The organism is Flavobacterium hankyongi (genome assembly GCF_036840915.1).
Classification (GTDB): Bacteria; Bacteroidota; Bacteroidia; order Flavobacteriales; family Flavobacteriaceae; genus Flavobacterium; species Flavobacterium hankyongi.
The window spans coordinates 3245744-3257537 of record NZ_CP085725.1; the positions used below are offsets into that span (position 1 = coordinate 3245744).

The 11794-nt window shown below is 32.2% G+C and carries 15 protein-coding genes; 4 read left to right on the top strand and 11 right to left on the bottom strand.

Annotated elements, in window-relative coordinates; all coding sequences use genetic code 11:
* Positions 1 to 53: 53 nt before the first annotated feature.
* Complete coding sequence (locus LJY17_RS14715; protein ID WP_264544567.1) at positions 54 to 338, top strand: hypothetical protein; 285 nt, start codon at positions 54 to 56, stop codon at positions 336 to 338.
* Positions 339 to 382: 44 nt separating this feature from the next.
* On the opposite strand, the gene LJY17_RS14720 is transcribed toward LJY17_RS14715, so the two are convergent.
* From LJY17_RS14720 to LJY17_RS14770, 11 genes are all read right to left on the bottom strand, one after another.
* Positions 383 to 847 (bottom strand): SRPBCC family protein, encoded by a 465-nt coding sequence (locus tag LJY17_RS14720; protein WP_264544568.1) that lies wholly within the window; start codon positions 845 to 847, stop codon positions 383 to 385.
* The gene (locus LJY17_RS14725) at positions 840 to 1754 is read right to left on the bottom strand and encodes a TIGR01777 family oxidoreductase (RefSeq protein WP_264544853.1); all 915 of its coding nucleotides are present in this window, start codon (positions 1752 to 1754) and stop codon (positions 840 to 842) included. The genes LJY17_RS14720 and LJY17_RS14725 overlap by 8 nt, the downstream gene beginning before the upstream one ends.
* Entirely contained in the window at positions 1748 to 2575 is an 828-nt protein-coding gene (locus tag LJY17_RS14730; protein WP_264544569.1) for a DUF393 domain-containing protein, read from the bottom strand. The genes LJY17_RS14725 and LJY17_RS14730 overlap by 7 nt, the downstream gene beginning before the upstream one ends.
* Positions 2572 to 3285 carry a YqjF family protein gene (locus LJY17_RS14735; protein WP_264544570.1) on the bottom strand — a complete coding sequence of 238 codons (714 nt, stop codon included), beginning with the start codon at positions 3283 to 3285 and terminating at the stop codon, positions 2572 to 2574. Before LJY17_RS14735 ends, LJY17_RS14730 begins: the two co-directional genes overlap by 4 nt.
* Before the next feature lie 4 nt (positions 3286 to 3289).
* Entirely contained in the window at positions 3290 to 3613 is a 324-nt protein-coding gene (locus LJY17_RS14740) for a KUP/HAK/KT family potassium transporter (RefSeq protein ID WP_264544571.1), read from the bottom strand.
* 55 nt (positions 3614 to 3668) lie between these two features.
* Positions 3669 to 4172, bottom strand: coding sequence for a GbsR/MarR family transcriptional regulator (locus LJY17_RS14745; protein WP_264544572.1), 504 nt, complete (start codon positions 4170 to 4172; stop codon positions 3669 to 3671).
* Between the two features lie 158 nt (positions 4173 to 4330).
* A complete protein-coding gene (locus tag LJY17_RS14750) occupies positions 4331 to 6355 on the bottom strand; it encodes a M3 family metallopeptidase (RefSeq protein ID WP_264544573.1) in 2025 nt (674 codons plus the stop codon).
* A 176-nt stretch (positions 6356 to 6531) separates the two neighbouring features.
* Positions 6532 to 7017 (bottom strand): 5-(carboxyamino)imidazole ribonucleotide mutase, encoded by a 486-nt coding sequence (purE, locus tag LJY17_RS14755; protein ID WP_264544574.1) that lies wholly within the window; start codon positions 7015 to 7017, stop codon positions 6532 to 6534.
* Between the two features lie 18 nt (positions 7018 to 7035).
* Positions 7036 to 7410, bottom strand: a complete 375-nt coding sequence (locus tag LJY17_RS14760) for a hypothetical protein (RefSeq protein WP_264544575.1) — start codon at positions 7408 to 7410, stop codon at positions 7036 to 7038.
* Between the two features lie 32 nt (positions 7411 to 7442).
* Positions 7443 to 8600: a 5-(carboxyamino)imidazole ribonucleotide synthase gene (locus LJY17_RS14765; RefSeq protein WP_264544576.1), complete on the bottom strand. Its 1158-nt coding sequence runs from the start codon at positions 8598 to 8600 to the stop codon at positions 7443 to 7445.
* Positions 8601 to 8663: 63 nt separating this feature from the next.
* Positions 8664 to 9203 carry a hypothetical protein gene (locus tag LJY17_RS14770; protein WP_264544577.1) on the bottom strand — a complete coding sequence of 180 codons (540 nt, stop codon included), beginning with the start codon at positions 9201 to 9203 and terminating at the stop codon, positions 8664 to 8666.
* Positions 9204 to 9272: 69 nt separating this feature from the next.
* On the opposite strand from LJY17_RS14770, the gene hpt reads away from it, so the two are divergent.
* The 3 genes from hpt to LJY17_RS14785 all read left to right on the top strand — a co-directional run bounded on the left by hpt (position 9273) and on the right by LJY17_RS14785 (position 11705).
* Positions 9273 to 9803, top strand: a complete 531-nt coding sequence (gene hpt, locus LJY17_RS14775) for a hypoxanthine phosphoribosyltransferase (RefSeq protein WP_264544578.1) — start codon at positions 9273 to 9275, stop codon at positions 9801 to 9803.
* Between the two features lie 30 nt (positions 9804 to 9833).
* Positions 9834 to 10406: an adenylate kinase gene (locus tag LJY17_RS14780; RefSeq protein WP_264544579.1), complete on the top strand. Its 573-nt coding sequence runs from the start codon at positions 9834 to 9836 to the stop codon at positions 10404 to 10406.
* A gap of 66 nt (positions 10407 to 10472) precedes the next feature.
* Complete coding sequence (locus tag LJY17_RS14785; RefSeq protein ID WP_413614512.1) at positions 10473 to 11705, top strand: hemolysin family protein; 1233 nt, start codon at positions 10473 to 10475, stop codon at positions 11703 to 11705.
* Positions 11706 to 11794: the final 89 nt, after the last annotated feature.

Genomic DNA, 11794 nt, shown 5'->3' on the forward strand with positions numbered 1-11794 from the left:
GGCGGGAATCTGAAAAGCCATATGAGTAAGAACTCACTTAAACAAATTAAACTATGTCAACTAACACATTAAACGAAAAAGAGATTATCGTAGGAGGATGGTCTCCTTATCATCCATTAACTGCTCAAGATAAAGCAGTATTTGAACAAGCAATGAAAGGTTTCGTGGGAGTAAAATATACACCCAATACAGTTTCGACTCAAGTAGTTGCTGGAACAAATTACCGCTTTAAATGTACAGCAAGTATGCCGCCTGCATTAGTAGTGTGGGAAGCTATTGTTGAAATATTCCAACCATTGAAGGGTACACCGTATGTTATTGGAATTGTAAGAGTCTAAATTTTTAGGTTGTTTTTTTTATAATAATTGGATTTCAAAGCGGCTTAATTAAGTCGCTTTGTTTTTTCTGTCTTGCTTTTTATTATTGAATTTCTTTTTTCAATCAAATGTCTAAGGTACTTTTTTAAAAATAGCATGTTGAAAATTTTGCCTAAAATCCCACCAGGAGTTTTGTAAATTATTTCATCAACCATCAATGTGCAATTGTATTTACTTATAAATCGATGATGATGAACAAATGATTTGAAAGAACCGGTTATCATTTCATCAGTAAATGATTTGTAGAATGTCATCTCAGTTATTTTGCTTTGATGTATAAAATAAAATCCAAAATGTTTTCCTTTGAAAGTTACAGTTTCTCCTAATTCAATTAATCCTGATGCTTTACCTGAAATTACTTTTTCTTCAGTGTGTTTCATGCTTGATTGATGTAAATCAATATTTCTGGATAAATCGAAAACAATTTCTTTTTCTGAATTGATTACAGTTTCAAAATATAGCTTAGTCATTTTGAAGTAATTTTTTGAAAGAAGCTTCAAGGTTTGTATAGTTAAAAGTAAATCCATTTTCTTGTAAGCGTTTCGGAATTACATTTCGGCTTTTTAATACGAGTTCGGTTTCTGTTCCTATGAATTTGGCACCAAATTCCAATAAGCGTTTGCCAACAGGAGTTCCAAAGGGTATTTTTATTGTTTTACGTAACGCTTTCATAAAATCTTTGTTTTGGATTGGGGTAGGAGATACAATATTAACAACTCCGGTGATTTCTTTTTCAATGACAAACGCCAATGCTCTGGCAAAATCTTCTTCATGAATCCAACTCACAAACTGTTTTCCATTGCCTTGTTTACCGCCAAATCCCATTTGGGTTAAGTTTTTGAGCGGCAGAAAAGCACCGCCTTGTTTACCTAAGACTATTGAAGTACGTAAGGCAGTTTTTTTTGTATTGGGTGTCTCGGTTTTGAAGAATGCTTTTTCCCAGCTTTGCGCTACGTTCATAGAAAAATCATTGCCTATTTCACCAGTAAATTCATCCATTTGTTTGTCTTCAGAATGACGATATATAGTAGCAGTTGATGAATTTAACCAGTGTTTGGGAGGATTTTTACATTGTAATACGGCTTTGTTCAGGATTTTAGTACTATTTATTCTCGATAAAAGAATTTCTCTCTTGTTGGCTTTGTTATAGCGACAATCTACAGATTTACCTGCTAGATTTATCAATATATCTGTATCTTCAAGAACTGCCTCCCAGCCAGTCATGGTTTTAGCATTCCAATGTAAATAACGGATGTTTTCTTCCTGTTTTTCTTTATCGCGAGTAAGTACTACTATTTCTTCGCAGTTTTTTTTGAAATAATTTACCAATACTTGTCCTAAGAAACCTGTACCTGCGGCTATAACTATTTTCATAATGTAAAGTTTAAGATTAAATAAAGTGCTATTATGTGGTAAAGTACCCAAGTGAAGCTTAAATATTTGGGAAGTTTTAGAATTTCAATTCTGCGAATGTGTTCTAAAAAGATTAATAAAACAGTCACAAAAAACCAAGCAAGTGCAACTCTTGCTGTAATATCAGTAAATTGATTTATTACTAACAAAGGTGTTAGTAACAAGCAACCGTATAGTGAAACAGTCATTAAATTACCTAAATAATTTATAATTGTTTTCAAATCTTTGTTGAATAGGAAACAATATTGAAAAACAATTTGTCCGCTTGCCATTGCTAATTCTCTTGTGTAATTGCTTTTTGGGATATAAGGAAGTATTGCTGAACATTTAAAAAGTACTATTGTAGTGATACAAATAGAAAAAAGGATATATAGAATTCTATATTTTAAATTGAATGTTGGTTCACATTTTAATTTTGTTTCTACTTTTTTTGAATTTGGAATAATTACTTTTCGGTTGTAAGAAATGAAAGAGTAAAGTTTTTTTAGTAAATAATTTACAGGAGGTATTTTTCCTATTTTTTCTATGATTGGAAATGAAGTTCCTATGATTTTTAGCAAACTATCTATTCCGTAAAGAACTGTTTTGTTGCTGTGATCAACTAAAGCTATTTCGTTGGCAGCTTTTTCTATATTTATAAACTCTGCTTCCTTTTCACAGATTTGATTATAAGGTTTTCTGCCATTTTCATCAAGCATTCCTGTTTTTATGAATGCAGATGTGTATGCTTGGCAAAGTGGGCAATCTTCATCGTAAAGTATCGTCTGATTTTGTAGTGTTTTCATAAGATAATTTTTCGTTTGTTTTCAACATTGATTTCAGAACCTTCTGCCAGAAAAACTGATGTAGGTTTTAAGTTATTCAGAAAAGCGAAATCTTTTCCGTAGGTGTTTTCAAAATCTACCTCAATTTCATAATTTTTGATGTAGTATTGTTTCCATTTTGGGTGTTTGACCTCATACTCGTACGTTTCGTCTTTGCTGTACTTTGTATACCCAAAATAATGCTCCATTATGAATTCGGCTTCGCTTCCTTCTTCTATCGGACTAATAAAATCATAAGCATTAACACTTATATAGTTTGTTTTCTTCTGATTTTGCCAACTGTAACTTACTTTCAATACCTCTGCTTCAAGTTTATTTTGGTGCTGCATGAAAAGTGTTCTGTAGTTTTCTTTGTAGAAAGTATTGGCTACAAAAGTTATCATGCTTTTGGGAACAATTTCCTGAATGAATACTACACCTCTTTTCCATTGCCCGTTTTCAAATCGTTTAACATAAAAGCGCAGATTGACTTCTTCAAAATCGGTATGCTTTGGTATTCTAAAGCCCAATACTCTGGTATCTCTGAAAAGAAAACCTACCAAACTCACATAACATTTGCCATTCCATATATCGAACTCTGTTCCAGCTGGAATGTACTTTTTTAAATTTTCAGGATTGATGACATAGTTTGCCATAATCAAGTTTTTCCATTGTGCGGTTAAAAAGCTCATTTTTTTAGTTTTTAAATTCTGTAATAGGTGTTTTATTTTCTTCTTTTAGCTTCCATTTCTGCTTATAGATGATGAAGGTTAAGAAGAATATGAGAAAAATTGGAATAGAGAACAGTAGGTTGAATGTGCCGTCCCAGAACAAGAAAAACAGAATCACTAAAGCAAAATAGATGTATATCAGCTTATTGCTAGGAAAGAGTATTAAAAAGCATAAAGCAGCAATTACTTGGAAAATTCCTGTTGCAGCTATTCCATATGCTCCAAGAACTAGAAATAGCAAGGCAATAATATTAATAATTTGAACGACTTTAAACGAAGGTGTTATCATAATGTTTGTATTTATTAAACTTTCAGAAAAAAATGAAAGTTTAAATTAAAATTTTTTATTTCATGAATTTAATTAAAATTTGAGCCAACCAGTTGTCTTTGTATTCTGTCATTTTATCCAAAACATTATCTGCTTTTAAAACGAAATCATACAATTTAGTAGTTTGATCTACAAAATGTTTTTCTTCTGAAGAAGATGAGGCATCTATAGAAGATACTTCCTTAAGCACTTTTAATGCAGGTTTAATTTCTCTTTTACTACGTTCTCTTGAAATTTTTACAGCTAATTCATCTAAATCTTTTTCGGCAGTAAAAAATTCACGACGTTCACCAGCCTTAAATTCTTTGTAAACAATACCCCAATCCATCAAAGCACGTAAATTCATACTGGCATTACCACGAGAAATTTGTAATTCTTCCATAATGTCTTCCATAGAAACCGCTTCGCTAGATACCATAAGTAGGGCATGAATTTGAGCCATGGTTTTATTGATGCCCCATTGTGAACCTAAAGCTCCCCAGGTTTGAACGAATTTATTTTTTGCTTCTTTGAATTTCATTTGCCGTTTATATTGTTTTTTAATGGTCAAATGCAAATCGCATTAGAAATGCTCATTGTCATAAGGCAAATGTATAACAAAGTTTTTAAACTTTCAAAAAAAAATGAAAGTTTGTTTAAAAAGAAAAGCCGAAGTATCAAACTTCGGCTTCTAAATATCTAAATCAATCCCGCTCTCTTTAATAAGGCCTCTGGTTTAGGTTCCTGACCTCTGAATTTTTTATACAATGTCATTGGATGATCGGTTCCGCCTTGAGAAAGTACATTGTCTTTAAATTTAGTTGCTACTTCTTTATTAAAGATTCCTCTTTCCTGAAAATAAGCAAAAGCATCTGCGTCAAGAACTTCGGCCCATTTGTAACTGTAATATCCAGAAGAATATCCACCTTGAAAAATATGAGAGAAAGAAACACTCATACAGTTTTCTGCCACATCAGGATATAAAGCTGTTGCTTCCATTGCTGTTTTTTCGAAAGTTTTTACATTCTCAACAACGACTGGTTTTCCATGATATTCCATGTCTAATAAGCCAAAACTTAGTTGGCGTAGGGTAGCCATGCCTTCAAGGAAAGAAGCACTTTCTTTTATCTTGTCAACATATTCCTGCGGAATGATTTCGCCAGTTTCATAATGTTTGGCAAAAATAGCTAAAGCTTCAGGCTCATAGCACCAGTTCTCCATTACTTGGCTAGGCAACTCTACAAAATCCCAATATACCGAAGTCCCAGAAAGGCTAGGATAGGTAGTGTTTGCTAACATTCCGTGTAGTGCATGGCCAAATTCATGGAACAAAGTTGTCACTTCATTAAAAGTTAGTAATGATGGTTTGGTTTCTGTAGGTTTTGTGAAATTACAAACGATAGAAACGTGTGGTCTTTCGTTGTGTTGTTCTTTAATATATTGTGGTTTGAAAGAAGTCATCCAAGCGCCATTCCTTTTTCCTTTTCTAGGGAAGAAATCAGAGTAGAAGATGGCTACAAGATTTCCTTCAGCATCATTTACTTCAAAAGTATGTACATCTTGATGGTATTTGTCAATGTCAAATACTTCTGTAAAGGTTAATCCGAATAATCGTTTAGCTACTTCAAAAGCACCTTCTTGAACGTTTTGTAGTTTGAAATATGGTTTTAACTTTTCATCATCAAGATTGAATAATTCTTGTTTCAATTTTTCAGAATAGTAAGCACCATCCCATTTTTCTAATTGGTCTAGATTGTCTAGTCTTTTTGCGAAAGCAGTCAATTGGTTGAATTCTCTTTCGGCAGCAGGTTTAGCTTTTGCTAGTAAATCATTTAAGAACGATTTTACCTTATCAGGATTTTGTGCCATACGCTCTTCCAAAACAAAATGAGCATGCGATTCGTAACCTAATAATTGTGCTCTTTCATGACGAAGATTAACTATTTTTTTTACGTTTTTCTGATTGTCAAATTCGTTATTCTGGAAAGCTTTTTTACCATATGCTATAGCAATTTCTTTACGTAATTCACGATTATCAGCATATGTAACAAAAGGTAAATAACTAGGCATGTCTAAAGTAAAAATCCAGCCTTCTTTTTCTTTTTGCTTAGCTAATGAAGCCGCAGCTTCGATTACTCCTTCAGGCAACCCTTTTAAATCACTTTCGTTAGTGATATGTAATTCGTAATTATTGGTTTCAGCCAATACATTTTCTCCGAAGGTTAGTTTCAGTTTAGCTAAATCAGCATCGATCTCTCTCAATCGTGATTTTTTATTTTCGGCAAGCAAAGCTCCGTTTCTTGAAAAGCTTTTGTATTTTTTTTCTAATAAAGTTGATTGTTCAGTTGTTAAGTCTAAAGATTCTCTTTGGTCATAAACTGATTTGATTCGTTGAAATAAATCAGTATTCAATGTTATGTCATTGGCTAATTCGGTCAGCATTGGAGAAATTTCCTGAGCTAACTTTTGCATTTCATCACTAGTTTCTGCCGAATTCAAATTGAAGAAAATAGTTGTTATGCGATCTAGCTGTGATCCACTAAATTCGAGAGCTTCAATAGTATTTGAAAAAGTTGGTTTTTCAGAATTACTAACAATTGCATCTATGTCTTTTTTTGTTTCTGAAATCCCTTCTTTTACAGCAGGCAAATAGTCACTTAATTTAATTTGTGAAAAAGGAGCTGTGTTGTGTTTAGTGTCAAAATGTTTAATAAGAATATTCATAACAAAGTGTATTTCGTCGATTTTATTTGTTGTATATCGAAAGGTGTTCTATATTTGAAGCTGAAAATCAGTAATATATTTAAAATTATATATATCGATTAGATATTGATTTAACCCAATCAGTATTTATGTTTGTGTTACTTAAAAGCTCCAAAATACCACATTCTGGAGCTTTTTTATTTATTTAATTTAGCAGAAGCGTCTAAAACGGCTTGTTTTAACCCTTCTTTATAATTAATAATTTTATCTAAAACAGTTTTATTGCTTGATCCAATGATTTGAGCGGCTAGTATTCCAGCATTTTTAGCACCGTTTAGTGCCACAGTTGCAACAGGTACGCCTCCTGGCATTTGAAGAATTGATAATACAGAATCCCAACCATCAATAGAATTACTCGATTTTACGGGTACGCCAATTACTGGAAGCGGACTCATACTGGCTACCATTCCCGGTAAATGAGCAGCACCACCAGCTCCAGCGATGATTACAGAAATACCTTTGTTGTGTGCGTTTTTACTGAAATCAAATAATTTTTCTGGAGTTCTGTGAGCCGAAACAATGTCAACTTCTGTATCTATTCCAAATTGTTTTAATATATCAATGGCTTCTTGCATGACTGGCATGTCTGAAACACTTCCCATTACGATGGCTACTTTACTCATTATGTATTGATTATTCGTTTATTTATTTGTCTTTTTCCACTCTTTAAAGCCAATAACATCTTTTCTAATTTCTTTTTCCCATTTTTTTCCAAAGTTTTTAGATAAATGTGCATAAATAATGAAATTATAATAGATTGAAAATTTTGAGCCTGTACACCCTTCATCATTAAACTGAATATTATATTTTGTTTCAAAATCTTTATCAGTATTATAAACCATGGGACCCCAGCCAATTTTTAAGTAAATAAAGATGCTGTTATTTTTAATGTCTTCTTTTGCAAATGTTTCTGCTTCAATTTTATTAGCAAAAGATATATGTTCATTATATGTTTTTATTTTACTTTGTCCGAAACTGAATAAATTAAACAATAAAAATATTATAATATATCTCATCTTGTATTTTATTTCTATTCAGTTAAACTTAATTACTGGACACTTATTACTCTAATACTATTTTTTACCTCTTCAGCAATCTTACGGGCTTCTTTCATATCTTCATTGATTATGGTTACGTGACCCATTTTACGGAAAGGCCTTGTTTCTCGCTTACCATAAATATGTGGTGTAACACCAGGAATTTCCATTATTTTTTCGATGTTTTCATAAATGACTGGACCTGAAAATCCTTCTGCGCCAACCAAATTTACCATAATTCCGGCAACTTTACTATCTGTACTCCCTAAAGGCAGATTTAAAATAGAACGGATGTGTTGCTCAAACTGGGAAGTATAACTAGCCTCAATGCTGTAATGTCCCGAATTGTGAGGACGTGGTGCTACTTCATTGACCAAAATTTCATCGTCTTCGGTTTGGAACATTTCTACGGCTAACAAGCCAACATGATTAAAAGCTTCTGAAACTTGTAAAGCGACTTTTTGCGCTTTTTGCGCAACTTTTTCACTTATTCTTGCTGGGCAAATTGTGTATTCTACTTGATTGGCTTCTGGATGAAATTCCATTTCAACAACAGGATAGGTTTTAACTTCCCCAAAAACACTTCTTGATACAATAACGGCCAATTCATTTTTGAAAGGAACCATGTCTTCAGCAATGCATTCTACATCATCCAATCCTAATAAATCAATGGTTGAACGAACTATTTTTACTCCGTTTCCATCATAACCAAATTGAGCTGATTTCCAAACAAAAGGAAATTCAACTTTATCATCTTCAATAGCTTTTTTTAACTCATTGATACCTACAAAACGTTGATGTTTTGATGTAGGGATTTCGTTTTCTGTATAAAAATCTTTTTGTCTTCCCTTATTCTGGATTAAACGTAAAGTTTTAGGAGAAGGATAAATTTTTAAACCTTCGCTTTCAAGTGTGTCTAATGCATCAAGGTTTACGTTTTCGATTTCAATGGTTAGCAAATCGACCATTTTTCCAAATTGATAAATAGTCTCATAATCCATTAAGCTTCCTAAGAAGAATTTTGTAGCGCCAAATTGACACGGTGCTTCTTTGCTTGAATCTAAAACGTAAGTTTGAATGTCTAATTTTCGGGTTTCGCTAAGCAACATTTTGCCTAATTGACCTCCACCCAAGATTCCTAATTTGAAATCGGAAGAAAAATAATTCATGTAGTTGTAGTGTTGTGTGTTGCGCAAATATAATGCTTTTAAAAAAAGTGGAAAACAATAATTTTAATGTTTCATTCTTCTCAAAATTTCTTTAGCTACGGCTTTATATGCAGCAGAATGATGCGCAAAATCTTGCTGAATAATTTGAAGTAATTCAGGATGAATCCAATCGTGTTTTTTTCCTAGATTATACAAGGCACGTATAGAATAGGCTTTAGCAGCGACTTTTTCATCTCTTATAAGCCAGTCGAGACAAGTCTCAATAATTACTGTTTCTTGGTTTTCATTAAGATTGTATTTTTTTGGATCTGATAAAAAGAGACAAATTTTAGACGCTGGCCTTTTAGCAGGGTCTTCTTTTAACTGAGATATTATTTTGCAAAAAGTATCTATATAAGGATTGATGAAATGGAGGTTTTCTTCAAAAATTAATTCTAAAATCCACCACGCTTTATGATGGTTTTTGTCTTTTATATTAAAAGCAATTACAGTTAATTCATTTAAAAAATCGGGGTTTTTGTAAATAAAATCGCGATTGTCTTCTCTGCTTTTTCTGTGAGCAGTACTTTTTTCAATTTGTTTGTAAAATTCAGAATCCATCATTTCAAAAATAAATAATTTTCCTGATACTGAACTCTTTTGTTATCTTTGCCCTTTATTTTAAATTTAAAAATGGAAATTCAGCTTCACGATAAGCATTTTGTGCCTTTTATTTCTGCAGATGAACTAGATAGCGCAATTGCCAAAATGGCAAAACAAATTTCGAAAGATTTTCAAGAAGAAGTGCCTGTTTTTATAGGTGTTTTGAACGGGGCATTTATGGTTGTTTCAGATTTTATGAAACATTATAAAAATCCTTGTGAATTGAGCTTTATAAAAATGGCTTCATACGATGGTATGGAAACTACTCACGAAGTAAAACAGTTAATAGGTTTAAACCAAGATTTAACTGGAAGAAGTGTCGTGATTATTGAGGATATTGTTGATACAGGAAATACAATCGAAGAACTTCATAAGTTGTTTGCAGATAAAAATCTAAAACAATTAAAATTTGCTACCCTGTTTTTAAAGCCAGAAGCATACAAAAAAGATATCAAAATTGATTATATTGGTATCGAAATTGAAAATAAGTTCATTGTAGGTTTTGGATTGGATTATGATGGTTTAGGTAGAAACCTTTCAGAAGTATATCAGTTAAAGTAACACACAACACATTTATAAATTTCTAATTTAATGATTAACATAGTTTTGTTCGGAAAACCTGGGGCAGGTAAAGGAACCCAAGCCGAATTTTTAAAAGGGAAGTACAATTTGACACATTTGTCAACAGGAGATATCTTTAGATACAATATCAAAAATGATACAGATTTAGGTAAATTAGCTAAAACCTATATGGACAAAGGGGATTTAGTGCCAGATGCTGTTACCATTCAAATGTTACAAAGTGAGGTTGATAAAAACCCTGATTCTGCTGGTTTTTTGTTTGATGGATTTCCAAGAACTATTTCCCAGGCTGAAGCTTTGGATTCTTTTTTAGAAACTAAAAATCAATCTATAACTGCTACTATAGCACTTGAGGCTGATGATGAGGTTTTGGTACAGAGACTTTTAGAAAGAGGAAAAACTTCTGGAAGACCTGATGATCAAGATGAAGAAAAAATTCGTAATCGTTATCAGGAGTATAATGAAAAAACAGCTCCTTTGATGAATTATTATAAAGAACAAAATAAATTTTATGCCGTAAACGGTATTGGATCTATTACAGAAATTACCGAAAGATTAAGTACTGTAATAGATAATTTGTAACTAAATTTTTAAAATTTGGAAATAGTCATAATCTTCTTGCTGATTTTACTTAATGGAATTTTTTCCATGTCAGAAATCGCACTCATATCAGCAAGAAAGAACCGGTTAGAAACCGCTGCCAAAAAAGGCAATACGAGTGCGAAAACAGCTTTAGAATTAGCAAATTCACCCAATAAGTTTTTGTCTACTGTTCAGATAGGAATAACACTTATTGGTATTTTGACAGGTATTTATTCTGGAGAAAAAGTAACCGAAAATGTTCGCATTTTCTTCGAAGGATTTGCGCTTACAAAACCTTATTCAAACTCTTTATCAGTAGGTACAGTTGTTGTGATTTTGACTTTCTTTTCATTGGTGTTGGGAGAATTATTACCAAAGAGAATTGGTTTAAATTATCCTGAAACTATCGCTAAAGCAGTAGCAGTTCCAATGAAAGTTGTTTCAATTGTTACTGCTCCTTTTATTTGGTTGCTAACAGTTTCGACTGAGTTTATTTTAGATGTTTTTAAAATAAAACCAACGGCGGATGGTAAAGTTACTGAAGAAGAAATCAAAGCCATTATAAAAGAAGGAACCGAAGGTGGAGAAGTTCAGGAAATAGAACAAGACATTGTGGAAAGGGTTTTCCATATTGGAGATAGAAAAATTAACTCTTTGATGAGTCATCGTAAATCGGTAATGTATTTGTCTTTAGAGGATGATTTAGAAACTATAAAATCACAGGTTTTAGAAGAGTTGCATTCGATTTATCCAGTTTGTGAGGATAATTTAGATAATGTGGTTGGCGTTGTTTTTCTTAAAGATTTGTTTACCAATTTTGAAAAGAAAAATCAGTTCGATTTAAGATCAATCTGCAAAGAACCAGTTTATTTTATCGAACATACATCAGCTTATAAAGCGCTGGAAATATTCAAAAAAACAAAAGTGCATTATGCTTTGGTTACTGATGAATATGGAGTAGTGCAAGGGATAATTACTCTAAATGATATTTTAGAAGCTTTGGTAGGAGATGCAGCTGAGTTTTATGAAGAAGAATTTCAATTGATTGCTAGAGAAGATGGAAGTTGGTTAGTGGATGGTCACTATTCATTGCACGATTTCTTAACATACTTTGATATGGATGATTTAATCAATGATTATGACGTTACTACAGTAAGTGGATTAATCATGACCGAATTATCATATATTCCTAAAGTAGGAGAGAAGTTGATTTGGAATAAAATGGAATTAGAAGTTATGGATATGGACGGAATTAAAATTGACAAAGTCTTGGTTCGTTCATTGAAAGAGATAAATTAAAAATAGTTTACAGTAATCAGTATTTAGACAACAATTTTCTGAATACTTGATGCTGAAAGCTTAGAAAATGACTGAAGATTTGATATTAA

Excerpts from the sequence above, each read along its gene's own strand:
- LJY17_RS14715 (WP_264544567.1), top strand. The coding sequence starts at position 54 with ATGTCAACTAACACATTAAACGAAAAAGAGATTATCGTAGGAGGATGG.
- LJY17_RS14720 (WP_264544568.1), bottom strand. The coding sequence starts at position 847 with ATGACTAAGCTATATTTTGAAACTGTAATCAATTCAGAAAAAGAAATT.
- LJY17_RS14730 (WP_264544569.1), bottom strand. The coding sequence starts at position 2,575 with ATGAAAACACTACAAAATCAGACGATACTTTACGATGAAGATTGCCCA.
- LJY17_RS14735 (WP_264544570.1), bottom strand. The coding sequence starts at position 3,285 with ATGAGCTTTTTAACCGCACAATGGAAAAACTTGATTATGGCAAACTAT.
- LJY17_RS14740 (WP_264544571.1), bottom strand. The coding sequence starts at position 3,613 with ATGATAACACCTTCGTTTAAAGTCGTTCAAATTATTAATATTATTGCC.
- LJY17_RS14745 (WP_264544572.1), bottom strand. The coding sequence starts at position 4,172 with ATGAAATTCAAAGAAGCAAAAAATAAATTCGTTCAAACCTGGGGAGCT.
- LJY17_RS14750 (WP_264544573.1), bottom strand. The coding sequence starts at position 6,355 with ATGAATATTCTTATTAAACATTTTGACACTAAACACAACACAGCTCCT.
- purE (WP_264544574.1), bottom strand. The coding sequence starts at position 7,017 with ATGAGTAAAGTAGCCATCGTAATGGGAAGTGTTTCAGACATGCCAGTC.
- LJY17_RS14760 (WP_264544575.1), bottom strand. The coding sequence starts at position 7,410 with ATGAGATATATTATAATATTTTTATTGTTTAATTTATTCAGTTTCGGA.
- LJY17_RS14765 (WP_264544576.1), bottom strand. The coding sequence starts at position 8,600 with ATGAATTATTTTTCTTCCGATTTCAAATTAGGAATCTTGGGTGGAGGT.
- LJY17_RS14770 (WP_264544577.1), bottom strand. The coding sequence starts at position 9,203 with ATGATGGATTCTGAATTTTACAAACAAATTGAAAAAAGTACTGCTCAC.
- hpt (WP_264544578.1), top strand. The coding sequence starts at position 9,273 with ATGGAAATTCAGCTTCACGATAAGCATTTTGTGCCTTTTATTTCTGCA.
- LJY17_RS14780 (WP_264544579.1), top strand. The coding sequence starts at position 9,834 with ATGATTAACATAGTTTTGTTCGGAAAACCTGGGGCAGGTAAAGGAACC.
- LJY17_RS14785 (WP_413614512.1), top strand. The coding sequence starts at position 10,473 with ATGTCAGAAATCGCACTCATATCAGCAAGAAAGAACCGGTTAGAAACC.